Origin of the sequence: Paenibacillus solanacearum, assembly GCF_910593845.1 — a bacterium.
Lineage (GTDB): Bacteria > Bacillota > Bacilli > Paenibacillales > NBRC-103111 > Paenibacillus_G > Paenibacillus_G solanacearum.
This window is the reverse complement of record NZ_CAJVAS010000012.1, coordinates 100,400-123,967: the sequence shown is the minus strand read 5'-3', so window position 1 is coordinate 123,967 and position 23,568 is coordinate 100,400. Positions and strand designations below refer to the sequence as shown.

The 23,568-nt window shown below is 54.7% G+C and carries 26 protein-coding genes and 1 riboswitch; of the genes, 8 read left to right on the top strand and 18 right to left on the bottom strand.

The features are described from left to right. Window positions 1-13 precede the first annotated feature (13 nt). The 13 genes from KXG62_RS15420 to KXG62_RS15360 all read right to left on the bottom strand — a co-directional run bounded on the left by KXG62_RS15420 (window position 14) and on the right by KXG62_RS15360 (window position 11,428). A complete protein-coding gene (locus tag KXG62_RS15420) occupies window positions 14-832 on the bottom strand; it encodes an ABC transporter permease (protein ID WP_218092876.1) in 819 nt (272 codons plus the stop codon). Between the two features lie 44 nt (window positions 833-876). Further along, the gene (gene nikB / locus KXG62_RS15415) at window positions 877-1,818 is read right to left on the bottom strand and encodes a nickel ABC transporter permease (RefSeq protein WP_246627471.1); all 942 of its coding nucleotides are present in this window, start codon (window positions 1,816-1,818) and stop codon (window positions 877-879) included. A gap of 2 nt (window positions 1,819-1,820) precedes the next feature. Beyond that, window positions 1,821-3,416 carry an ABC transporter substrate-binding protein gene (locus tag KXG62_RS15410; RefSeq protein ID WP_246627470.1) on the bottom strand — a complete coding sequence of 532 codons (1,596 nt, stop codon included), beginning with the start codon at window positions 3,414-3,416 and terminating at the stop codon, window positions 1,821-1,823. Window positions 3,417-3,658: 242 nt separating this feature from the next. Further along, window positions 3,659-3,852, bottom strand: a riboswitch (cobalamin riboswitch). Between the two features lie 255 nt (window positions 3,853-4,107). Further along, the gene (locus KXG62_RS15405; RefSeq protein WP_246627469.1) at window positions 4,108-4,974 is read right to left on the bottom strand and encodes a cytochrome c oxidase assembly protein; all 867 of its coding nucleotides are present in this window, start codon (window positions 4,972-4,974) and stop codon (window positions 4,108-4,110) included. A 57-nt stretch (window positions 4,975-5,031) separates the two neighbouring features. Beyond that, window positions 5,032-5,490: a hypothetical protein gene (locus KXG62_RS15400; RefSeq protein WP_218092874.1), complete on the bottom strand. Its 459-nt coding sequence runs from the start codon at window positions 5,488-5,490 to the stop codon at window positions 5,032-5,034. A gap of 32 nt (window positions 5,491-5,522) precedes the next feature. Next, window positions 5,523-6,173, bottom strand: a complete 651-nt coding sequence (locus KXG62_RS15395; protein ID WP_218092873.1) for a response regulator — start codon at window positions 6,171-6,173, stop codon at window positions 5,523-5,525. Further along, window positions 6,167-7,021 carry a sensor histidine kinase gene (locus KXG62_RS15390; RefSeq protein WP_218092872.1) on the bottom strand — a complete coding sequence of 285 codons (855 nt, stop codon included), beginning with the start codon at window positions 7,019-7,021 and terminating at the stop codon, window positions 6,167-6,169. The genes KXG62_RS15395 and KXG62_RS15390 overlap by 7 nt, the downstream gene beginning before the upstream one ends. Before the next feature lie 7 nt (window positions 7,022-7,028). Next, complete coding sequence (locus tag KXG62_RS15385; protein ID WP_246627468.1) at window positions 7,029-7,583, bottom strand: redoxin domain-containing protein; 555 nt, start codon at window positions 7,581-7,583, stop codon at window positions 7,029-7,031. Further along, window positions 7,570-8,328, bottom strand: a complete 759-nt coding sequence (locus KXG62_RS15380; RefSeq protein WP_218092871.1) for an ABC transporter ATP-binding protein — start codon at window positions 8,326-8,328, stop codon at window positions 7,570-7,572. The genes KXG62_RS15385 and KXG62_RS15380 overlap by 14 nt, the downstream gene beginning before the upstream one ends. Beyond that, entirely contained in the window at window positions 8,321-9,139 is an 819-nt protein-coding gene (locus KXG62_RS15375) for an ABC transporter permease (protein ID WP_218092870.1), read from the bottom strand. The genes KXG62_RS15380 and KXG62_RS15375 overlap by 8 nt, the downstream gene beginning before the upstream one ends. Then, window positions 9,136-9,699 (bottom strand): nitrous oxide reductase accessory protein NosL, encoded by a 564-nt coding sequence (locus tag KXG62_RS15370; RefSeq protein ID WP_218092869.1) that lies wholly within the window; start codon window positions 9,697-9,699, stop codon window positions 9,136-9,138. The genes KXG62_RS15375 and KXG62_RS15370 overlap by 4 nt, the downstream gene beginning before the upstream one ends. Then, entirely contained in the window at window positions 9,696-11,048 is a 1,353-nt protein-coding gene (locus KXG62_RS15365) for a right-handed parallel beta-helix repeat-containing protein (RefSeq protein WP_218092868.1), read from the bottom strand. Before KXG62_RS15365 ends, KXG62_RS15370 begins: the two co-directional genes overlap by 4 nt. Next, window positions 11,045-11,428, bottom strand: a complete 384-nt coding sequence (locus tag KXG62_RS15360; RefSeq protein WP_218092867.1) for a hypothetical protein — start codon at window positions 11,426-11,428, stop codon at window positions 11,045-11,047. The genes KXG62_RS15365 and KXG62_RS15360 overlap by 4 nt, the downstream gene beginning before the upstream one ends. A 247-nt stretch (window positions 11,429-11,675) precedes the next feature. On the opposite strand from KXG62_RS15360, the gene KXG62_RS15355 reads away from it, so the two are divergent. The 5 genes from KXG62_RS15355 (at window position 11,676) to KXG62_RS15335 (ending at window position 16,827) form a co-directional block, all read left to right on the top strand. After that, the gene (locus KXG62_RS15355) at window positions 11,676-12,686 is read left to right on the top strand and encodes a CobW family GTP-binding protein (protein WP_246627467.1); all 1,011 of its coding nucleotides are present in this window, start codon (window positions 11,676-11,678) and stop codon (window positions 12,684-12,686) included. A 127-nt stretch (window positions 12,687-12,813) separates the two neighbouring features. Beyond that, the gene (locus tag KXG62_RS15350; RefSeq protein WP_246627466.1) at window positions 12,814-13,833 is read left to right on the top strand and encodes a permease; all 1,020 of its coding nucleotides are present in this window, start codon (window positions 12,814-12,816) and stop codon (window positions 13,831-13,833) included. Window positions 13,834-13,848: 15 nt separating this feature from the next. Beyond that, entirely contained in the window at window positions 13,849-14,850 is a 1,002-nt protein-coding gene (locus KXG62_RS15345) for a TIGR03943 family putative permease subunit (RefSeq protein WP_218092864.1), read from the top strand. A 115-nt stretch (window positions 14,851-14,965) separates the two neighbouring features. Further along, entirely contained in the window at window positions 14,966-15,838 is an 873-nt protein-coding gene (locus KXG62_RS15340) for a permease (RefSeq protein WP_218092937.1), read from the top strand. Further along, a complete protein-coding gene (locus KXG62_RS15335; RefSeq protein WP_218092863.1) occupies window positions 15,835-16,827 on the top strand; it encodes a TIGR03943 family putative permease subunit in 993 nt (330 codons plus the stop codon). Before KXG62_RS15340 ends, KXG62_RS15335 begins: the two co-directional genes overlap by 4 nt. Before the next feature lie 51 nt (window positions 16,828-16,878). On the opposite strand, the gene KXG62_RS15330 is transcribed toward KXG62_RS15335, so the two are convergent. Continuing rightward, entirely contained in the window at window positions 16,879-17,610 is a 732-nt protein-coding gene (locus tag KXG62_RS15330) for a ZIP family metal transporter (protein ID WP_218092936.1), read from the bottom strand. A 187-nt stretch (window positions 17,611-17,797) separates the two neighbouring features. On the opposite strand from KXG62_RS15330, the gene KXG62_RS15325 reads away from it, so the two are divergent. Continuing rightward, complete coding sequence (locus KXG62_RS15325; protein ID WP_218092862.1) at window positions 17,798-18,814, top strand: S66 family peptidase; 1,017 nt, start codon at window positions 17,798-17,800, stop codon at window positions 18,812-18,814. Between the two features lie 228 nt (window positions 18,815-19,042). Here the strand turns inward: KXG62_RS15325 and KXG62_RS15320 are convergent, their stop codons facing one another. The 3 genes from KXG62_RS15320 to KXG62_RS34095 form a co-directional block, all read right to left on the bottom strand. Further along, window positions 19,043-19,387, bottom strand: coding sequence for a hypothetical protein (locus KXG62_RS15320; protein ID WP_218092861.1), 345 nt, complete (start codon window positions 19,385-19,387; stop codon window positions 19,043-19,045). A gap of 168 nt (window positions 19,388-19,555) precedes the next feature. Next, entirely contained in the window at window positions 19,556-19,918 is a 363-nt protein-coding gene (locus tag KXG62_RS15315; protein WP_218092860.1) for a hypothetical protein, read from the bottom strand. A 248-nt stretch (window positions 19,919-20,166) separates the two neighbouring features. Continuing rightward, window positions 20,167-20,262 (bottom strand): putative holin-like toxin, encoded by a 96-nt coding sequence (locus tag KXG62_RS34095; RefSeq protein WP_329958204.1) that lies wholly within the window; start codon window positions 20,260-20,262, stop codon window positions 20,167-20,169. 180 nt (window positions 20,263-20,442) lie between these two features. Here KXG62_RS34095 and KXG62_RS15310 point away from each other — a divergent pair, with 180 nt between their 5' ends. After that, window positions 20,443-20,973 carry an IseA DL-endopeptidase inhibitor family protein gene (locus KXG62_RS15310; RefSeq protein WP_218092859.1) on the top strand — a complete coding sequence of 177 codons (531 nt, stop codon included), beginning with the start codon at window positions 20,443-20,445 and terminating at the stop codon, window positions 20,971-20,973. Window positions 20,974-21,221: 248 nt separating this feature from the next. Here KXG62_RS15310 and KXG62_RS15305 read toward each other — a convergent pair whose 3' ends face one another. Further along, window positions 21,222-21,671, bottom strand: coding sequence for an NUDIX hydrolase (locus tag KXG62_RS15305; RefSeq protein WP_218092858.1), 450 nt, complete (start codon window positions 21,669-21,671; stop codon window positions 21,222-21,224). A gap of 485 nt (window positions 21,672-22,156) precedes the next feature. Here KXG62_RS15305 and KXG62_RS15300 point away from each other — a divergent pair, with 485 nt between their 5' ends. Beyond that, window positions 22,157-23,464, top strand: coding sequence for an ABC transporter substrate-binding protein (locus tag KXG62_RS15300; RefSeq protein ID WP_218092857.1), 1,308 nt, complete (start codon window positions 22,157-22,159; stop codon window positions 23,462-23,464). The last annotated feature ends 104 nt before the right edge of the window (window positions 23,465-23,568 follow it).

Genomic DNA, 23,568 nt, shown 5'->3' with positions numbered 1-23,568 from the left:
ACTCCCCTCCTATTTACAATAATGACCGTTCATTGACGTTTCTCGCATCAAGCCGGTCCCGCAGCCGGTCGCCGAGCCAGTTGATGGACAGCGATACGGCCGCGATGCATAAGCCCGGCGCAATCAAGAGATGCGGATAGCTGCGGAACAATGCCCTGGCATCGTTCACCATCACGCCCCAATCCGGCGTCGGCGGCTGCAGACCGAGCCCCAGGAAGCTTAATGAGGCGATCGACAATATCACCCGGCCCACGCGAATCGTAAACAGCACAATGAACGGTCCGAGCATATTCGGCAAAATATGGCGAGTCACGATATACCCGTGACCCGCTCCGAGCGCGCGTATGCCTTCCACATACGGCTCTTCACGCAGCTTCATCGTCTCTCCCCGAACAACACGCGAGAAATCGGGCCAGGAAGTCATGATCAAGGCAATAAACAGGCTTTTCACGCCAGGTCCCAGCGTCCCTGCAATCGCAAGCATCAGCGTAAGTCCCGGCAAGCCTTGGAAGATGCTGACGAGGCACTGCACCGCATCGTCCAGCCAGCCGCCCCAATAACCGGCCGCCGTTCCGATCAGCAGCCCGATGAGCATGGTGGCGGCCGTAACCGCCAGCGCCAGAACAAGACACACGCGTCCTCCGTACAGAATGCGGCTGAACACGTCACGGCCCAGCGTATCCGTGCCGAGCCAGTGATCAGCGGAGAGAGGAGCGAGCCGCTCCGCCATATGAATCTCGTTCGGATCGTAAGGAGCGAGCCAAGGCGCGAGCACACTGCACAGCAGGGCGGCGATGAGAATGAAGCCTGCGAGCATGTCTCCGGGCTTCATCCTAGCCCTGTTTCTCCATGGCGCAGCACCAGGAAGCTCCGGCCTCATTGCAGCTTCCCTCCCAGTCTCATTTGCGGATGGATGATCAGATAAGACAGGTCGACCAGCAAATTGAAGGCGATATACACGAGCCCCGTAAACACGACATAACCCTGGATGACAGGGTAGTCCCGGCGATAAATGCCGTCCATGGCGAATCTCCCGATGCCCGGCACGGCAAAGATGACCTCCACAATGACCGACCCGCCCAATATTGCCCCGAAATACGACCCGACTACCGTGACAAGTGGAATGAGTGCATTGCGCAGGGCGTGAATGACCGCGATTTTCGTCTCGCGAAGCCCTTTGGCTCTCGCCGTCAAAATATACGATTGATGAAGCGCCTCAAGCACGGCCGCTCTTGTCAGCCGCATAAGCACCGCGCTAGTGCCCGACGCCAGAACGACCGCCGGCAGGATCAGATGCTTCCATGTCCCGTATCCGCTGGTCGGCAGCCAGTGCAGCTTTTCCGAAAACAACGCAATCAGAAGAATGGCCAGCAGAAAGCCCGGGACGGAAATGAACGCCAAGGCGGCGATTCTGCCCGCCGAATCGAGCAGGCCGTCTTTGTTGAATGCCATGAGCGTCCCAAGCGGGATACCGGTGACGACGGCAAGCAGCACGGCTACCGCCGAAACGCTCATCGTCACCGGCAGCCGCCGCAGCAGCTCCTCGCTCACGGATTCCTTCGTCATATACGATGTGCCAAGATCGCCTTGAACGGCTCTGAACAGCCAACTCGCATACTGGACGAGCAGAGGGTCATCGAGGCCCAACTCCTGCCGCTTCGCCGCGATTTCCTGCTCGGTCGGCTCGCGGATTCCGCTCAGACTCAACGCTTCGACGGCTGGATTTCCGGGCGAGACGACGCTGAGCGTGAAGGCGATAAACGAGATGCCGACGAGCACGGGCAGCGCCGCCGCCAATCTTCGTAGAAGATACCTCATGCTTACTTCGCCCACTCCAGCTGCGGGAGCGTCGTCCCGTAGATCGTCGACTTGTAGCCTTTGATTTGTTTGTTGTTGGCAATGAGGCTGGCGTCGTTAAACAGCGGAATCGTCGGCAGCTCCCGGACGGATATCGCCTGCAGCTCATTGTAGATGCTTCTGCGCTCGTCCATGTTCAAGGTTGTCTTCGCGAGGCCGAGCAGATGGTCTACGCGGTCGTTCTTAAAACCGAGGCTGTAGCTTTTGTTGCTGGAGCCGGTGCTGGACAAGTAGTTCGTAAATATCGTGTACGGATCGCCGTTCGGCAAACCTTGCGTCGCAAGCGCCAGATGATACTCCCCTTTGGACTGCGCTTCTTTGAAGGCGGCGCCGTCCAAAATCCGGATGTTGACGTCAAGCTGCAGCTCCTTCAGCACCGATTGCAGCAGCTCTGCCTGGGCTTTATAAGGGTAGCGGTCCAGACCATAGGTCGGCACGATCAAGTCGATCGGCATTCTTTGGCTGCCCAGCGCCTCTGCAGCGAGCTTTTTGGCTGCCGCCGGATTGTATTCGGCTTTAACCTCCTTGTAGAACGGCGACGTGCTGTTCAACAGGTTGACCGTGGCTGTCGGGTAACCCAGATAAAGCTCCTTTACCAGTTGCTGGCGATCGATCATCAGGCTGACCGCTTGCCGCATCTTCGGATCGTTGAAGGGCGCTTTTTTGCCGTTGGGATGAATGTAATGCGAGATTGTCGATTGGGTCGACGAAATTTCGAAGCGGTTATCCTTCAACAATTCCTTGGCCAGCATGGGAGGAATGGCTCCCAGATCCATTACGCCCATGATCTCGCCGGATTTCAGCGCGGCCAGCCTCGTATCGGGGTCCGGAATGACGCGAACGCGAATCCGTTTCGCTTTTGCTTTATCTCCATAATAGCCGTCGTACGCTTCAAGCAGCGCGAATTGGTCCTTCTGATGCTCGATCAGCTTGAACGGGCCTGTCCCTTGAGGAAGACCTTTGAAATCGCCTTTCTCATTAAAACTCTTGGGGCTGTAGATGGCACTGGAAAAGTTGACCATCGAATAGAGCAGCGTCGGCTGCGGGTTGTCGAATGTCAGCTTGAACGATAGGTCATCCATCTTCACGACATCCTTTAAACCGGGGTAGGAGCTTTTGATATCCATCGTATAAAACGGAGAGCTCTTCGGGCTGACCTGCCGGGAGCGGTTGAAATTCGCTATAACCGCGTCGGCGTTCAGCTTCTCGCCGTCATGAAACGTTACGTTCTCGCGCAGCCGGAACGTCCATTCTTTGCCGTCGTCCGACATGCTCCATGACTTGGCGAGTTTCGGAGCGGGCTGCCCATCCTCCGAAGCGGCGACCAGCGGCTCCCATACATACAAGATGGAGCTGGTGTAATACGCATCCTGCGGGCCCGGGGCCAGATCACGCGGCGCGGCCAGCACCACTTCTTCGGGCTTCGCTCCGCCCGGCGCGGCGGCAGGCTGGCTTGCTCCCGGCGAAGAGGCGCTGCATCCGGCCAGAACGATCATCAAGCATAATCCGATCAAGATGACGGCGCGCTTCCATTGGGTATGCTTCATCTTGCTATTCATAGTACGAATCCTTCTTTCTTTGTCTGTTTGTTTGAGCTGCGCGTACCGCAGCTCTTCAAGAACCTCATGAAGCATTCACGCTGTACCTCTCTTCTCCCCCCTGCCAAACGGCTTCCTATCCTTGCTGTGGCGGCGCAACACAAAAAGGCATCTTTACCCGCACGAAGAGGAAGGTAAAGATGCCTTGAATCATCGAGACGATGACGGCGATCCGAACACTTCCCTATCTTCCGTAGGTGAACGCAGTGTTGTCAGAACAGGCAGGTCTCCTGGCTCCGGAATTGTCATCGTCAGCGGCCTTCCCGGTCTTGTTCCAAGACCAGTGGCATCGTCGCTGCGACTCCTCCGTTACAGTGGCGGGACCGCGTCGGCATTGCACCGAACTTCCCTTTTAAGCTTTAGCATGACTAAAGCACCTAGTTCCCACAGTATTCAATTATGACGGGATGCCGCATTCGCCGCGTATTCCGTCCTTTCAACCAACACTGATCTTATCTTACTTTGCGGATTTGAGCAAGCCTATTCCGCATTCCGCTTCTACAGCCTCAGGCGGACAACCGGACTATGAGCAGATGGCCGGCCGGAACGGCCCCGCTCCCGCAATAAATCACGCCGCCTGTTCACAGGCAAGGCAGGATGACACATACGCGCGGATAGACCACTGCGCCGCATCGTCCGGCCGCTGGCCGGTTCATCCCCGCGAGTAGGGCAGCGCTCCCGGCGCCAGCTCGTCTTCCGGTTCGTCCGCTCTTTCTTTGCGATACCATCGGAAGAACACGTGACCGAGCACGGTACCGTAAGCGATCTCCTGCATAATCTTCATGACGACCCCGCCGAGCTGCTGGTCCGCAAGCTGGGTAAGCCAGCCGATGTCAAACGCCGGCTTACTGGCGGTAACGGAGTAAAACGGCAGACACAATAGCCGGACATCGCCGGTATATATCCCGTACAGCGGTTCCCGTGCGAATATGATCAGCGCGCAGGCAGGCGTTAGCATCAGCCCGTTCAAAAAAATATATCCGATCTTCTGGATCGAGCTGAGCGGCTTCTTGCCGACCGGCGAAAATACAGGCCACCATAGGCCGAATGCCGCTGCAAACAGCAGCGCGTGCAGCACGGTGTGAAACGTATAATCGGACTTGGCCGCTTCGAATAGGAACGGGATATGATAAAAGGAAAACGCGCCGTTAAACAAAAACAGGGCAATGATCGGATGGCCGATGAACCCCATGATGGCACGGCTTACCGAATACCGCTGCACCGCGTCATAAAAGCGCCCCGGCAGTCCGGCGAACAGCAGCGGCGGCACGACCAGATACAAGAACGACTGCTGAAGCATGTGCAGACTGAACCAGAAGTGGCCGAGCAAATTGAGCGGCCCCCCCAAGGCAAAATACAGCACGAGCAAGCCGGACATAAAACAGACGATTCCTCTGCGGGACACTTCCTCCCCCTTATACTTCCAGTACACCAGCGCGGCGATCAAAACGATCAACCCCAATTCGGGGTTAAATACCGTCCTGAAGCCGTACATGTCGACCAGTACACTTATACTCACGCTCGCATGCTTCCTCCTTTCCGGTATATCGGGACGGGCAGTCCCATGAGGGCATCGTCACGGCGCTTCGACGAGCTTCTCGTATTCATGGACCTGGCCCGATGCGTCGGCGAATGTCACCTTGATCCGCCAAGCTCCGCCATCTCCCAAATACGCTCCCGCAGGAGCGGTATACGTGAATTTGTCAAAGCCCTCGAACCCGTACGGATCGGGGCCGCTCGAGGCTAGGGCGAGCGGAACGAATCGCGCCGCCGCCGGGGTCTCGCCGGGCCGGAAATAAGCTACTGCCGGCTGCTGCGGCGCGCCTGCCGCTGTCGGCAGCCACACGTCAAGCCTGACCGACTCCCGCCCCGCCTTCTCCTGCTTGATGCGCAGCGACATGTGGACCTGCTCGCCCATCACATGCCAATAGAACGGCTCCGCCTTCGTTTCCGGCGAAGGCGAAGCCGTTGCATACCAGATTCCCGCCAGCAGCAATGCGGCGAACGCCCAGACCGTTAGCCGCTTCGTGTTCATACCCGCAGTCCTCTCCTTCGCGCCGGCGGGCCTCAAGCCTGCAGCCAGCCTTTCTCGTAAGCGTACCGCATCAGCTGCACGCGGTTGTCCAGGTGCAGCTTGTGCAAAATGTTTTTGAGATGATTTTTGACGGTATGCTCAGAAATGTTCAGCTCCTCCGCGATTTCCTTGTTGGAGCTGCCCTTCGCGACGCATTCCAAAATGTCTTTCTCGCGCAGGGTGAGCGGCGATTTCTCGGAAACGCTCGTTTGTTTAAACGTAAACTCCTGCAGCAAGCGTACGGCCACCTCTCTGGACATGGGGGCTTCGTCGAACGCGACCGCCCGCAAATATTCATGCCAGGAAGCCGGGCACAAGTTTTTGAGCAAATACCCTTGCGCGCCGCGCTTGATGGCTTCAAACAAATGGGTGATGTCCCCCGAGACGGTGACCATCACGATTTTGACGTACGGGAACCGCTCCTTGATCGCTTTGGTCGCTTCCAGCCCGTCCATGTCCGGCATCCGTATATCCATCAAGATCAGATCGGGCATGTAGCGTTCGGCCATCCGGACCGCCTCCAGGCCGTTCTCCGCCTCGCCCACGATTTCGAACGCATCGTCGGCTCCGATAATGTCTTTCATCGCCTCGCGGGCATGCGCATGATCGTCGGCAAGCATAATGCGAATCGGCTGCGTTACCATCGCTCCTCCTTCTCAATCACGACCCGCGTATGTTCGCCATCGCGTGCGGCCGTGAAGCTCCAGTTCAATTTGTCCGCGCGTTCCCGGATCATCGCCAGGCCGAATCCTTCTCCGCGCTCAAGCGGATCGGAACGCCGGAAGCCTGCTCCGTCATCCCGGATCTCGCACCGCCAGCCCCGGTCGCCCCGGTCCGTTCCCTCGACCCACAGCCGCTCCGCTCCGGCATGCTTGTATACATTGATCATCGCTTCGCGAACCGTCGAATACAGCTCCACCTTCTCCTTCAGCGTCAACCGCTGCTCCGACAGGCTCCACAGCAGTACGACGGATAAGCCCGTGTCGCGCCGAAATTCTTCGACCAGACGCTGCACCGATTCCATCCATGGCTTGGAGGCCGGGGTGACGGGATACCGCAAGCCGGCAATCGCCTGCCGGACATATTCGTTCACCTCGTACACGGTTTTTCGCAAATTTTGGTACGCCGTGCGAAGCGAATCGTTCATGCCGCTGCCGTTTCGGTCCATACGATCCATGCGGTCCAGCCGAACGGACAACAGAAAGAGCGATTGGGCGATGCCGTCATGCAGCTCCCGCGCGATGTTCTCCCGCTCCTCCAGCGCAGCCTTGGCCTCCCTTTCCTGCTGCAGCTCCTCCTGCAGAACCTCCATCTTGGCAAACAGCTTGCGAAGCAGCGTCATCGTCACCAGGAACACAAGCAGCGGAGCGAGCCAATTCCCCAGATCCATGGAGATGTAAGGCAGCAAAAACGAATGGCGCACATATTCCCACAAACCGATCGTAAGCGTCGGAATGATCAGAATGAGACTTTTCAAATGCTTGTAGAGCATGGCGGCATCACTCCTTCGAAGACCCGGAATTCCGGTCCGGCTGTACGCTTCGCATGAGCGCCCGGATCTGCTCGACGGAAGCGAGCTCGCCCGGAACGATCCGCCTCACCGTTCCTTTGCCGTCGATCGCGAATGTCGCGGGAAGACCGGTGACCCGGTAGCTCTTCACCGCTTCGCCGCTCGGATCGGTCATGACCGGGAAGCTCAGCGCATGCGCGTTCATAAATTCGGCGATCGTGCCCTTGCTGTCGCCGACATTGACGGCGATTATCTCCACTCCGTCCATGCCCGCTTCGGAAGCGGCCTGCAGCCTGGGCATCTCGTTCACGCACGGAGCGCACCAAGTGCCCCAGAAATTCAGGAGCACGCCTTTTCCCGCGAAGTCGGACAGCCGGACCGGCTGCCCGGCCATATCGGTCACCCGGAACTCCGGCGCCGGGGCACCGGCCCGAAGCTGACCGTCGGACGGCCGGGAAACCGCCTGGTATACGGCAAACGCCAGCGCCAATACGATCAGCCCGGTCATTAAGCCGCTTACTGCGAATGTCTTACTTGTGTTCAATGGTCCCCCTCCCCTTGCCGCTTTCCGCGCGGAAACCGAATAAGGCCTGAAAGACCCCCTGCAATCCGTCAGGGCCAAACCGGTCGGCGAACGAAGCTATCGTGCCTTGTTCGGCCACTCTGCCTTCCTTGAGAAACACGACGCAGTCCGCCGTCGCTTCCGCCGCCGGAAGCTGATGCGTGGAAAAGATGACCGCATGCCCGTTCCGCCGGGCCCGGCGTACCAGCTCGACAAACGATTCCATCCAGTACGGGTCGAGTCCGTTCGTCGGTTCGTCCAAGATGAGCAAGGGCGGCTCCGCCAGCAGCGCCTGCGCGAAGAGCAGCCGCTGCCGCATGCCTTTGGAGAACGAAGAGACGGACTTCGATCGTACATCGTACAAGCCGACCAAGCGCAGCGTCTCCTGGACCCTCGGCTTGGACACCTTCCTGAGCGATGCCCAGAAAGACAGCGTTTCCTCGGCGGACAAGCCTTGCCCGAACAAATAGTCGTCCGGCATGTAGCCGATCTGCTCCGCGTATGCTTTGCGGTTCTGCTTCCAGCGGTAACCGTTCACAACAATGTCTCCGCCGGTCGGCTGCAGGATGCCCGCGATCATGCGCAGCAGCGTGCTCTTTCCCGCGCCGTTGCCGCCGCACAGCGCCAGCACCTGCCCTTTGTGTAATTCCAGCGACGCCGATTGAATAATTTCACGCGCGCCGATTCGTTTGGCGACATCGTTCAGCTGCAGCAGCGCTTCACCCACGGGCTCTCCCCCTCTCCCAGATCCAGCAGGCAAACCAAGCGGCGGCACCGATCCATACGATGGAGAGCGCTGCAAAAGCCCAGGTGCCCGAGGGCTGCTGCATCCACCGGATCCAATCGTAATATTCGGGCCCGAGAGCCGCTCCCCCGCCAAGCTTGATGACGACGAACAGCCGAACGAGCTCCGCCGGATTGAACATCGTCAGCGCCGTCAGCAGCGGCTTGATCCACAAGTACGGCATCAGGCTGAGCATAGCGATCAGCAGCGTAGGCCAGCCGATAATCGCGAAGAACCATACGGCTACGGCGAAAGTGAGCGCCTGCCAGCGATTGCGGGCCAGCGTGCCGATGCACAGCGCGACCGCCAGAAACAGCAGTACGAGCCCCGCGGAGAAGACGATAAACAAACCGAACGTTCCCGGCTCCAGTCCGCTGCCCGCGATCGCGCCGGCCATGCCCGTAACGCCGTACCCGAATGAGATGATCGTCAGCAGCACGGCGCTTAAGCCGACATATTTGCCGGCAATGAACGAGAGCGTGCTGACCGGGTATGTCGACAGCAGCTGCCAGCTTCCTTCCTCCTTCTCCGAGGTGAGCGAGAAGGAGCCGAGCAGCAGCGTCATTAATGGGATGAGGTACAAAATCAGATTCAGCATCGACGAGGTCGTGCTCGAATATCCCGTCGTATAGCTTTGGGTATTCATGACAAGCAAGGACAAGCTGAATACGGTGAACAGCCCCATGAACGAATACGCCCATGGATTGCGAAAGCCGACCCTCAGCTCCCGTAGCGAAATATGCAGTATGTTCATTGTCCATGCGATCCTTGGGCCCCGCCCGTCGCAGGTGCTGCATGGCTGCTCTCGGAATGGGCGTTCATGTCGTGCTTGGCGCCGCCCATATCCATCGCCCCCTTGCTTCGCTCCCATGTATGCTGCTGAAGATCCGCCGCGGTCATCAGCTTGCCTTTGTTCTGCCCGTTAATAAACGTTTGCGCTTCCTGCTTGTCTTTAAACGAATAAATGCCGTAAGCCATCGGCGTCTTGAACGAGGCGTCGAACACGTACGCCGCCGCTTCGTAGGAGATCCATTCCTTCGTGTTGTAATCTCTGACGAATTTCGCGCCGATCTGCTCCGGCCCGTTTTTGGCTACCCATTCGTTCATGCAGCCCAAATCGTCGAATTTGTACGTTTTGCCTTCCTTCGTCGTCAGTTGAACGGCAAAGGCGTCGTCTTTCACCTGCATGTTGCATATCGCGCATTTGTCGGTCGCTTCCTGAATCGGCACCGCCATGTATTTCGTCTTGGCACAGGCCGACAGCAAACCCGCAATCAAGAACAAGAAGCATAGAACCCGCAGTCGTTTGTTCATCTTCGTTTTCCCCCCGTATACGTGATGATCGTGATCGACGCCAGCAGCAGCATGACCGCCGACGCCAGCAGACCGGCCTGCCCCGGACGGTCCTGCACCGGCAATCGCTCTGCTTCCGGCTTCATAAGCGGCGCCGGATCGACGGTCCATTCTTCGATCCCCGCGGTTTGCATGCTCTCCAGAAACTGCATCCCCGGCGATTGGAAAAACAGCTGAAATGCTGGAATGGCCGACGTAAGCTTTTGAAAGAAAGGATTCATCGCGTAAGAAATATCGCTTATGCCGTCGCCGCTTGGATCGATGCCGCGAAAGGCGTCCCAGTAATTTCCCGCAAACCGGTTGCTGCGGCTTTCGTCGGCTTCCGATTCGATCACGTTGTTCCAAAAATAGTTGCCGGTGAACTCGTTTTCATCGGACTCCAGCAGCTGCACCCCGACAAAATTCCGCACGAGGTCGTTGTTCGCAATGCGATTGCGGTGCGACTGCTCGATATAGAAGCCGACCCGGTTGCCTTCCGCCTTGTTGCCCTCGATGCGGGACGTTTGCACGTCGAACAGCAGCAGCCCTTGCGAATTGACGCTCTCGCTTTGCTTCACGAACGTGTTGCCGGTCACTTCCGCATCCTTGACCCCCATAATCATGGCACCGGTGACATTCAAGGACCCTACGTTATCCCGGACGATGGTGCCGTCCGTATACATGCAGTGTATACCGTAACGTGAACCGTCGATCCGGTTGCGCTCCACCCGGTTGCGATGGCTGCTCTCGAGATAAACGCCGTCGTTCATCGTCGAAATCGTATTGTTGTAGATGCGGTTGTCATGCGAGTTGAACAAGTCGATGCCGTTCCGTCTGTCCGCCGGTTCGCCGGAAGCGTCGGGCTCCCGCTGAATGGTAGAGTTGAATATTTCGTTCTGCCCGTTATCCCGCAGCATGATTCCGAACGACCGGGTACGGATGCCGATCGAATCCAGCACCGCCTTGCTGCCTTTTACGAGTAAGGCCGGCGCCTCGGAGGAAAACGGCTGAACGAGCTGCACCTGCTGCAAGCGCACATGATCCGCGTCGATCCGGATAGCCGGCTCAATGCTGTTCGCAGCGATAATCCGAACCGTTCCCTCGGCCCGGACGGTCAACGGCTTGCCGATTGTCACGCCTCCCCGGTACGAGCCGGCCGGCAGCACCAGCGTTCCTCCTTCGGAAGCATTGTCGATCAACTGCTGCAGATGAGGGATCAGGCTCGTTTCTTCGTTGGCGGCGTACAGAACGCGCGGTATGCAGACAAGCGCCAGACAGGCCGCGACGCACAGCAGCGCTTCGCGCCAACGCCAATGCCCCAGGATGGTCATGAGACGATCAGTTCTTTTTTCTTCGTTATATGGAGCTCTCCTTGATACAAGTGAATATAGACCGAATAGGACGCCGGCTTGTCGAACGTTTTCTCCGCATAATACTGCCCGCCGCCCATAGGAAGGGCCTCTTTCATATCAGGAAGAATGCTGTTGTCCGTTCTTCGGATATCCAGCTGAACCTGGGCTCCTTCTTCCTTCTCGAGTCCCGTAATCTTGGCGATGAGCTTCACCTTCGTGCCTGCCGTCACCAGAGCCGGTTCGGAGACCAGCTCCACCTTGATCTTGGCCGGGTCCTGTCCTTTCGCAACGGGCGAACAAGCCGTCGTACCCATCAGCAGCAGGCTGCACAAGAGCGCTGGAATGGCGATCTGTTTCATACGCTTCGTTCCTCCCTTTCCTCATTCACCTCCTATTGTAGCTGCTCGCCTTTTTTTTAATATGACTCGATCGGGCTAATACGGTTAACATTGTGTGAATGGAAAAGGGCGAAATGGTGTCATCAATCGGCGCGGGCGGGCGGGGCACGGCTGTATCGACTTGGGAACGGTGTTTTTTTGCGCCATGGCATGTTCATGTGGTATTAATAGTAATTATTATCATTAATACCTGAAAGGATGGATGAACGTGACAAGCATCCCTGTCTTTATTCTTAGCGGATTTCTGGGCAGCGGCAAAACGACACTGCTGCTTCGGCTTGTGCATGAGGCCGGGAAGCGAGGCTTACAGCCCGCCATATTGATGAACGAGCTGGGCAAGCTGGATATCGACGGCCATATGGTGCAGAGCGAACTGGCCGGTGTGTCCGTCAAGAAGCTGCTGGACGGCTGTATCTGCTGCGATAAAAAAAGCGAGGTCGCTTATGCGGCGGAAACGCTGCTGCGGCAGCGGCCGGATGTGCTGTTTATCGAGCTGACCGGCGTCGCCAATCCCGAGGAGATCGCGGATTGCCTGGCGGAGCCGCAGCTTCTTGGCCGCGTCCGGCTGCAGCACATCGTCACCGTGCTCGATGCAGAGCATGTGCTGGAATACAACAGCCTGTTCTCGGCAGACCGGCAGCTCATTCATACGCTGCGAAGGCAGATCGAGGTGGCGGATTTGCTGCTCCTGAACAAGGTCGATCTGATCCCGCCGACCCGGCTTCGCAAGATCGAAAAGGCGGTACGCAAGCATAACCCGAAAGCGCCGATGCTCACGGCCGTCCATAGCGACATGGACCTGAGCCTCCTGCTTGCCGGCGTGGAGCCCGTGCCGGATAAGCATCCTGCGGGAAGAAACCCGTTCCATGTGTTCAGGCACATGCCTTCTTCGGGGCAAGCTGCGGAGCAGGATGGCGGCGCCGCTGTGCGGCACCGTTCGTTTGCCCGTCTGTCTACCGTTGTGCTCCCTTGCCCGAACCCGGTCAAGCCGGAAACGGTCGAGCGATTTCTTCAAGCGAATGCTTCCCGGCTTCTGCGGGCCAAAGGCTACCTGAACACGGGCGCCGGTCCTTCCGCGTACTTGATGCAATATGCCGGAAAACGGTTCAGCTGGAAGCAGGCTGCTTATGACGGCGAACGGTATATCGTAGCGATTGGCATGGATCTGGATTCGGAGCGGCTCGCCAAAGAATGGCTTCTTGCATCGGCTGACATGTAAGCAGGAGAATACCGGGCGTCGCCTTCAACGGATCCTCCTCCATTTGACAACATCCCAGCGCGTTGACTAATATTAATAGTAACTATTACATATAACTATGAGCCACGGAGCGTAGGAGGCTGCTCGTTTGCGTTCTTTTGCCGTTCAATGGGGAATTCACTGTATATTTATTTCGGCGATCAGCTTCATGATCGTGCTGGTGATGAATCCCGAAGTTTTCGCTGCCGTTCCTGCGTTGAAGGACGAGACGCTTCAGTCGTTCAAGACGATCTTTATCAGCATCATCCTGGAGGCGCTGCCGTTCATTATGCTTGGCGTGCTTATTTCCTCCTTCATGCAAATCTTCCTCTCGGAACAAATGATCCAGCGGTTTACCCCGCGCCATCCGCTTCTCGGCATCTTGTTCGCCTGCCTGCTGGGGTTCCTCTTCCCGGTCTGCGAGTGCGGGCTGATCCCGGTCATTCGGAGGCTGATCGCCAAAGGAATGCCGCTTTATATTGCCGTCGTCTTCATTCTTGCCGGGCCGATTGTCAATCCGATCGTCTACGCTGCCACTTACATGGCTTTCAAGGCCCGGCCGGAAATGCTTTACGCCCGTATGGGGCTCGCCGTTCTCGCTGCGGCCATGGTCGGTCTGTTCGTTTATCGGTTTGTCGCAGCCAATCAGCTTAAGCACAGCGCTTCAACGTTATACGCCGATGCGGCCGGCGAAGCGGCGGGGCATTCCCACGATCGAGGCAGCAAAGTTTCGGCTATGCTGGAGCATGCCGCCGGTGAATTTTTTGAAATGGGCAAATATTTGATCCTCGGCTCCATGGTCACGGCAGGGATACAAGCCCTCATCCCGCGAAGCGATCTCGTCAGCATCGGGCAGGATCCGATCGTCTCCCATCTGTTCATGATGGGCTTCGCTTACGTGCTGTCGCTGTGCTCGACCTCCGATGCCTTTGTCGCCGCTTCGTTTGCGAATACGTTCTCGGCAGGGTCGCTGCTGACGTTTCTCGTCTTCGGACCGATGCTCGATATCAAAAGCTCGCTGATGCTGCTTTCCGTGTTTCGCACCCGCTTTGTTCTGCTGCTGGCACTGCTGATCACCGTTTCGGTCTTGTCCGGATCCTTGTTGATTTCCCGCCTGTATTTCCAGTAGGAAGGAGAACCTGTCATGCCCAACGATCGTTCATGGATACCGCATTACTTGCTGAGAGCGGCAATCATGGCGGCATTTGCCCTGTATATCGGATATTTGGTAAAAACGGAGCAGCTTGTATACTACATCGCTCCGCGCATGGAACCGTATCTCAAATTCGCAGCCGTCGCGCTTTTTGTCGTGGCGGCGCATCAAGCGTATCTGGCGCTGCAAACGTGGTGGGGCCGAGCGTCCGCCTGCGGCTGCGACCCTGTTGCGACCCGCTCTTTGCCGGTGCATGCCATGATTTACGGCTTGTTTCTCGTGCCGCTGGCGCTTGGTTACTTCCTGCCGAATCAGATCATGGGCAGCACCGTCGCGGCCATGAAAGGCATGAATTTGAGCAGCACCGCGGCCTTCAGTTCATCGTCCGGCAATAAGGCGGCGTCCCAGCCGCCGGAACCGGCGGACGCTTCCACCGCTTCCCGATCCCATGAGGAATTGCAGCCGCCGCAGACAAGCTCCCCAGCGGCAGCCGGAAACGGCCTCGGACAAGCGGCAGGCCCATCCGAGGAGGCTGTGGTGGCAGAGCTGTTCCCGGCCGACGCGTTTACGGAGGATTTCGCCAAACTGGGGAAGAAGCTGTACAAGAAGGATCTGATTCAGGTGAAGGAGGAAGGCTTTATGGAGGTGCTGACTTCCGTCGATTTCTTCATTGACCGTTTCGTCGGGAAGAAGATGGAGATCAGCGGCTTCGCCTACCTCGAGGAAGGGATGAAGCCCGGTCAATTTGTCGTCGCCCGGCTAGCGATGCAATGCTGCTCGGCGGATGCTTCTCCCTACGGGGTACTGGTCGAATCGGCGGTGTCGCAAATCCCTGCCAAGGATGCCTGGGTCCAGCTTACCGGAACGATCGGCAAGACCAAGTATAACGGCAACGAGATCATGAAGCTCGACGCCGTCCAAATCCGTACGATTCCGACACCCCGGACACCTTATATTTATCCCGATTACGAATATTTCGACAAGCTCCAGTGAGGGATTTTGCAGTGGAAATTTCGGTGCATTTGGTGGATAATCAAGGCGATGAATATTTCACCCGTCGGAGGAACTCTTGAAAACATTGCTGCAACTAAACACCATCTTCCTCAGCATGATCATGGAAGCGATTCCCTTCGTGCTGATTGGCGTCCTGCTCTCCGGGCTGATACAAATTTATTTGAAAGAACGGTGGATTGTGCGGATCATGCCCCGCAGCCGCATCGTCTCCTCGATGCTCGGATGCGCGCTCGGCATTTTGTTCCCCGCGTGCGAGTGCGGAATCGTCCCGATCACGCGGCGGCTGCTCGGCAAAGGTGTGCCGCTTCATGCCGGGATCGCCTTCATGCTCACTGCGCCGATCATCAATCCGATCGTCTTGTTCTCCACCTATATCGCGTTCGGCAGCAGCTGGACCATGGTGTTCGCGCGGGCCGGATTGGCGCTCGCGGTAGCGCTGGCCGTTTCGGTCACGGTCGGCTATCTCTTCCCGGCGCTGCCCCTTCGCTCTCCTACGGCGGAACCGCAGATTGCCGCTTCATCCGAGCAGATCGCCGGTCCCGCATCTTCGCCGCCGCTGTCGTCCCAGATCATCGGTGTGTGCGAGCATGCGATCGAGGAATTTTTTTCCGTCGGCAAATATTTGATTCTCGGCGCGTTCATCGCCGCATGCATCCAGACGTACGTCCCCACCTCGTCGCTTCTGAGCCTGGGAAGCAGCCCGGTCACCGCTTCGCTGCTGATGATGGGGCTCGGTTTTGTCATGTCGCTGTGCTCTGAGGCGGATGCGTTCATCGCGTCTTCGTTCCGCAGCACGTTCTCGATCGGCTCGCTTTCCTCGTTTCTCGTATTCGGCGCTATGATCGACATCAAAAATACGCTCATGCTGCTTGCCGTTTTCCGAGGCAAATTCGTGCTTGTCCTCATCGCGCTTGTCGCCGCATTTACGCTGCTCGGATCTTTGCTTATAGGGAGGCTGCTCCATTGACGCGCTGTTATATTATGTTCGGCTTCGCCCTGATGCTGCTGCTCATTCATCTGCAGGGCAACCTCAATATGTATATCAATTTGAAGTACTCGTATTTGTCCATCACGGCAATCGTGATTTTGCTGCTGCTCTGCGTTGTCGAGCTGGCGCGCGTCTACCGGCAGGAACAAGCGGCAAACAAACAGGCGTCGCATGATGGAGGGGAAGGGTGCGAACACAAGCATGAGCACGGACATAGACATGGACACTCGGATGAGCATGGACACAAATATGACCACTCGGACGAACATGGACACGAGCATAGACATGTGCATGGACATGTCCACGCTTCAGAGCCGGTCCACCATCACGATCACGGCCATTCCCATGGTCAGGGAAGCAAACTGCAAAGAGCGTTCAGCTTCTTCGTCCTATGCTTCCCGATTATCACCGGCATTCTGCTGCCTGTCGAAACGCTGGACTCCAGCTTCGTCAAAGCCAAAGACTTCTCGTTCCCTCACTTCGATATGCGGGACCCATCCGGCCAGCATCAATTTTTGAAACCGGATACGAGCGTGTTTTACGGACCAAGCGGGTATGACGAGGCAAAAAATAAAGACCTTGCAGCGTTTGCTAGCCGAAAGGAGCTCGTCCTGGGCGACAGCGAGTTTTTGAAAGGCATGGAAGTCATCTATAATTTCCCCGGCGAGTTCATGGACCGGACGGTCGGTTACGACGGCTTCATCTATAAAGGCCAGCAGATCGATGCCAATCACTATTTCGTGTTTCGCTTCGGGTTCATGCACTGCGCTGCCGATTCCGGTGTGTTCGGCATGCTTGTCGAGTTTCCGGGCAATACGCAATTGCATGACGACGATTGGGTGCATATAGAAGGAAAGCTGACGTGGCAATTGTATCAGCCGTTCAAGCAGACGATTCCCGTGCTGAAAGTAAGCGAATGGAAGTCGGTGCGAACCCCCGACAATCCGTACGTTTACCGGACGTTTTGACCACAGCCGGCTATGACCTGCCCTTACGCAGCGGGCGATGTAGGACATTCCTTACATCAGCATATGCGTAACGGCGATCATCGTCAGCAGCCCGATAATAAAAGAAAAGGTGGATGCCCGTTCATTGCCGTCGCCGTGACTTTCCGGTATGAGCTCTTTATAGACGACGAACAGCATGGCGCCCGCCGCAAAGGCAAGCCCGTAAGGAACAACCGCCGAGAACAAGCCTGAAAAGACGTAGCCGATCCAACAAAACACCAGCTCCAGCATGCCCGTCACGAACGCCAACAACAAGGCGAACCATTTGTTCACCCGATGGGTGATGAGAAAGAGCGCGATCAAAAAACCTTCCGGCATGTTCTGCAGTCCGATGCTGAGCGCAACGATGGCGCCTAAGTCATGATCATGGCTTCCGTAGCTGACACCTACGGAGAGACCTTCCGGAAGATTATGAAGCGCCATGGCCGACAAGAACAGGACGGAGCTGGCACCGTGAGCCGTGCTCATGCTCGAGTGTTCCGGGTCTGAATGAGGCACCAACCGCTCCATTATTGTGAGAATGGCAGTGCCTAATAAGATACCGACGGCGAGAACCGCCAGATTGGATAGTTTCAACGCCGAAGGAATAAGTCCGTACGTCGAGGCGGATACCATAATCCCAGCCGTAAACGCGAGCAATATGTCTCTTCCCCGGTGCGTTACGTTTGTGAACAGCATGGCGGGAAGCGCGCCTAACGCCGTACAAAGCGAAGTTGCGATGCTCCCGATCAATATCATATTCATCATATACGTCTCCCCCGCTTGGACAACGTTCTTATCCATCATATGAGGACACGCTCCGTTTCAGACACGGTACCGACAAGCAGTTACTCTCGAATGGCTTGCGCCCGAAAAAATGCAGTTTGGCGAGGTTGGATAGCCATGATTGTTACCCGGGTTGATATATAAATAACTAGGAGGATACCTGCGCATGATCCGCTACCCTTTGTTGCAAAATGGAATGACGATTGGCGTCACCGCGCCTTCATCCGGCGTTAAGGAGCCTTCACACGAACGGATGAAGCAAGCGATCAGTGGCCTGGAGGCGAAAGGCTACTCGGTGGTTTGTGGAGAGACCGTGTGGACGCAGCATAAAGCCAAGTCTGCGCCTGCCGCTCTGCGAGCTGCGGAACTGAACGCGATGCTGCAAAATAAAGACATCGGTCTCATCTTTCCGCCCTGGGGTGGAGAGCTGCTGCTTGAGATTGTAGATCGAATCGATTATGCCGGCATACAGCCCAAGTGGATCCTGGGCTATTCGGATACGAGCGTGCTGCTGCTGGCCGTTACGCTCTCCACTGGAATCGCCACAGCGCACGGTACAGCCTTGATCGACTTAAGAGGAACGTATGCGGATGAGACGACCGCGATGTGGGAGACCGTACTCACGACAAGTGCCAGCGAATCCGTTCAACAGCTGTCGTCCAAGCTGTACCAGAAGGAATGGATTCGCGACCATCCTTCGCCATGCGTCTTTCATCTAACGGAGCCGACTCGATGGAAGACGGTTTCGGGAACCGACGCTCGCCTGCGTGGGCGCTTGCTTGGCGGATGCATCGATGTCATCCGGCATTTGATCGGAACCCGATTCGGCGATGTGCACACATTCCAGCGGCAATTCATTTCTGGCCAGCCGATCCTCTGGTATTTGGAAAATTGCGAATTGAACGTCGCCGATGTGCGCCGTTCGCTGATTCAAATGAAACTGGCCGGCTGGTTTGACCATTGCAGCGGGATCCTGTTCGGCCGAAGCGTTGCGAACCAGCCTGTTGACGGCTACCAAGTGACGGATATGTACCGGGAGCTTGCGGATGAGTGGAGCTTGCCGATCGTGTATGATATCGACTGCGGGCATGTACCTCCGCAGATAACTTTCGTCAATGGCGCTGTGGCGGAGGTCGATGTATCGAACGGCCAAGCCGTCATTGTGCAGTATTTTGAGCCTTAAGCCGCCTCTTGATGTGGTGATATGCTGAAATTTGGTGCGCATGGTTTCCCTTCGGAAGGAGGTGAGACCATGGAGTTGAAAGATGCCATTCCTACAAGAGAAGTAAAAACCCACCCCAAGGTTTACGCGCCGAAGGTGGGTTTTTGTCCTTTTGACTAGAAAGGATAATTCCATTCAAGCCGAGTGTTTACCGCACTCGGTTTTCTTACTATAAAGAACAGCATATCTTCAAGGGGATGAAACCCGAAATAAAAAAATCAAATCTTGAATAAAGACCAGCATTCCCGACGCCGAGCACCTTAAAGAGGAGCATGGAGCCAAACGGCGAATCGGCTCCCGAATGGTCGAGATGCGGTTAGGTGGTGCGGGTGTGTCGCCTGAATCAACTTCCCTGCTAATAAGCTTCTGACGACCAAGGACCCGCCAGGGACCGCAGCGTGAATACGGTGTTAAGCGAAGCTTAATCGGGGTACTCATACTCACAAATAAATCATTAAACATAATTGCAAGGCCAGTAACCCAACGAGCAATTAAATCATCTTTAGGAAGTACATTTCTATATGTTGGATTCATGTTCTTCCCTTCTTCTGATAAGTTTCACCTAACGTTCTTGTCACGAAACCGAGAGCCTTAAGGCGCGTAGCGTCGGATCCGAAAGGACTTAGGCTCACAGGGTTGTGCCTGATACGACTCCTCTAACCAACATATGGAAAATCATAGCATTTCTGGGATTACTGTTTTTTACCTTCTTTGTATTATCGTTAGAGCAATTATGGCTAATCCCCATATTATTAAAATTCCCTTTAATACATTTATGGTCTCTCTTGGAGTATGTACAGAAAGCATTATTACGATAAGAAAAGTTACAAATGCAACTCCCGTTAATGTTCCATAGCTAAATATTCCATAATTCTTATAGCATCTATAAAAATACTTACATACATGCATTGATAAATAAAATACAAATAATCCCGCGAAAAAAACTGTTATTTGTACAGGTGTCCTTTCAGAGATGTTATATATGCTATAGATCTTCCATTTAAATAAAACTGCAAAAGCAATTCCAAATATTATTTCAAATAAATTTTTGAAGTTATTTTCCATCCTAAGCTACTCCTAAATTGAATACATGCATTGTAAAATGTTTGTATAGGATTGTAATAATTTATCTTTAGTCCGATTTCTAAGTAAATTTTTATATCGGGTTTTCATCGCTTTGAAGATATGTTATTCTTTATATAAGAAAACTGAGTGCTGTGAACACTCGGCTATACAATTGGCTTGGATGGGATTTACCCCTTCTAGTCAAAAGACAAAACCCACCTTCGGCGCGTAAACCTTGGGGTGGGTTTTTACTTTCTCTTGTAGTTATTCCCGATGTATGTTAAAAGAGCTATGATAAATGTGGCGAATAGAATCATGATCGTAATGGCATCTTTCAACTCCATGGTCTCACCTCCTTTCGAAGGGAAACCATGCCCACCCAAGATTCAATTGTACTTCTACATCTTACCACATCAAGATACTGTTGGATAGAATGTTTGTTCGTTTTTGTGTGATAGGTTTTTATATGCCTTACCGGAATTTCCTATAACGGATAACCAAATAACTCATAAAGGATGAAATATATGAATAAATTCATAATCCTTATGCTTCTATTACAAAGTCTGGTAATCGGCAACAATCAAGCTCAGCCCCTACCGGAATTGAATCAAGAGCTCGCATTAAAATTACGAGCAGAGGGGCTAAAACGTTTGAGTACATTTATTGAAGGTGGCAGCGCATGCGATCAGGTAGAGAGAGAGACTCCGGCTAAAGAGGGCGGGTATTACTATTTTTGTTCGGATCTAGATACCTATGAGGAGATGTATTCCTATCTTGAAGAAATATTTACTCACGATATAGCCAAGAAGCTCATCGAATCCTCAGTCGTTGTCATTAACGACAGACTGTCATATCAGCGCGTTGGCTGGGGTTCAGTGAATGATTGGTCAAGAGCTGCTGGAATGATCGTGAGCCGGGATGGACAGACAATTACATATAAATTTATAGTGCCGGAATATGGTGATGATAATCCTGCTAACGAGATTCAAGTTGAATACACATATATAACGAACAAGGGCTGGAGAATAAATAGTCCTGCAAGATCACTCAGGTAGTTTGTTTCACATACCAGGATCAGGATCAAGATCAGGCAGACAAACCTGCGAGGCGCAGTAAAAGAATAGGAACACTTGTGCGAGAAAGTAAAAACCCACCCAAAGGTTGAGAGCCGACGGTGGGTTTTATTACCTGTATGACTTAGAAGGGAATAAACCATCCAAGCCAATTGTACTGACCAAGTGTTCGCAGCACTTGGTCTTTCTTTGTTATATGATAACACAGTTAAATTGATGCTTCAATGAAGTTAATTTAAAAACCCCGCATACTCAACCTTAGTGGACGTCCAATGCCGCTGCTTCATCTCCATCCAGTGCGAATACATTTCGTAGTAGACAGAACCATATAATAAATTTTCCGGAAGGGAGTCAACGAACTGGATTTCTGCAATCTCATAATTCGGCAATTCATCAAGTTTGTTCACCTTTGCAAAAAACATCATGCCATAACTACCGTTCATCAAATATACGGCAAACGGAATAAGTTCGAATCGGATGGCTCCCGTTTCTTCATATAGCTCCCTGCTTGCCGCCTGGATCAAATCTTCATTCGGTTCCCTCTTCCCTCCGGGCAATTCCCACAACTGACGCTGTTTATTCCGAATCATAATGATCTGGTCGTTGTATTCCGCAATCATGACAACATATTGAATGAGATCCGAATCAATCTCATGAAGACCGTACCATTCACACTGCATACCGTTCCCCTCTCGTCTCGCCTTTGTCTACATGTTGTTATTCGACGCCCGATTCTCCTACTCCTTGCGGTTCCAGTAGCGGAACGTAGGCTGCAGTCGAAACCAGTGGAACCGGCTCATGCGCTGGCACAGCGACTGACCAGACATTGGAAGCGACACGCCAGCTAACCCTTTTATAGTCAACAAAAACTCAACTATATCGCGCTTATTATTTATTGTACGATAACGTTGTTCCCTGTTTGAACGCTCCCGTAAACGCCAGAACGACGATTGCTGCAAACAAATAATGACAGCGTTTACAAGCATCCTAACATCCAAATGATTCACGTTCAGGGGTCATATACGCCAACCTCGAAGGAGGGGATGCACCCGAAGAAGCGCGGATACGCTCCCGCTTCAATTGTAAGCACATCAGGTGCAAGCACATCAGGTCATAGCTTGGAAGGTACTATTGGAATCGCTCATCGAATGGAGGTTGTATGCTGATGGTCAAAGGAATAAGAACCGTCTTCACCAGCTGCCTGCTGATCGGCTCCGTGCTGACAGGCTGCAGCGGGGGCGGCGAGTCGGTCCAAACGGGCGGAAACGCGCTCAAACCGAAGGAACCGGTCACGTTGACCTTGTTCTTCGCGCAGTCCTCACCTGCCGAAGTATTGGACCAAGCGGTGCTCGATGCCTTGCAAAAGAAATTCCCCCATATTACGCTGAACATTATCGCAAGAGGAAAAGGCAGCGATTACCCCGACCTCATCGCGCAAGGCACATTGCCCGACATTTTATACGAATCCGCGGCTTTTACGACGAGCAGAGTCATGGCGAACGGCTTTGAATACGATATGCAGGAGCTTGTCAAGAAGCATGGCTTCAATCTCGGCTCCATCGAACCGAACGTGTTGGCCCAGACGGTAGCGCAGAACAGCGAGAGCAAGCTGTACGGCCTCCCTTTTACGATGAACAAATACGCTTTGTTCTACAACAAGGACGTCTTCGACCGGTTTGGCGTGCCTTACCCGAGCAACGGCATGACCTGGGATGAAGCGTATGCGTTGTCCGGCAAGCTGACGCGGGTGGACGGCTCCGTGACTTATCTAGGCTTTACGGCGCAGCCGAACAATATTATGCTCAATAATCAGCTGTCGATCAGCCCCCTGCACGCGAAGGAAGACAAAGCGACCATCAACAACGACGGTTATCGATTGCTGTACGATAATTTGAGAAGGTTTTTCGAGCTCCCGAACGCCACGATCGCACCCCTGGGGGATTTCTCCAAAGGAACGATCGCCATGATGGTCAACAGCCATCCGGGGATCATCGGCGCCGCACGCGCGAACCCTTCGCTGAACTGGGACGTCGCAGCCGTGCCGAGCCTCAAGGAGCGTCCGAAGATCGGCTTCAAGCCCGCTACGCTGGCGCTATTCGTAACGCAGACGTCGAAGCATAAGGACGAGGCGTTCGAGGTTGTCTCCTATTTGCTGTCCGAGGAAGTGCAGACCGCGCTGGTTAAAAACGGCGTAGGAACGCCGCTCAAAAGCGACGCGGTGAAAAAAGCATTCGGTCAAAACGTGCCGGAATGGCAGGGCAAAAACGTCGGCGCCTTGTACTTTTATCCCGACGCCCCGCCATCGGAGGCCCGCGCCTCCCACCTGGTGGATGTCGGTGTCGACTTCGGCAATTCTTTTGCTGCAATGGTCAAAGACAAAATCGATTCGAATACCGCCTTGAGAAGCTTCGAGGAACAAATCAATCAAACCATCGAGACGGCCAAAGCGGCGAAGGCGGCAAAATCCAAGTAGCCGAAGGGCACCGAGTGGCCCTGTACGGCAAGCCCAAAAAGCGTTCGGTCACGTGACCGAACGCTTTTTTTGAAGTGGTGCTTGGATGCCGCTTACTTCGCCAT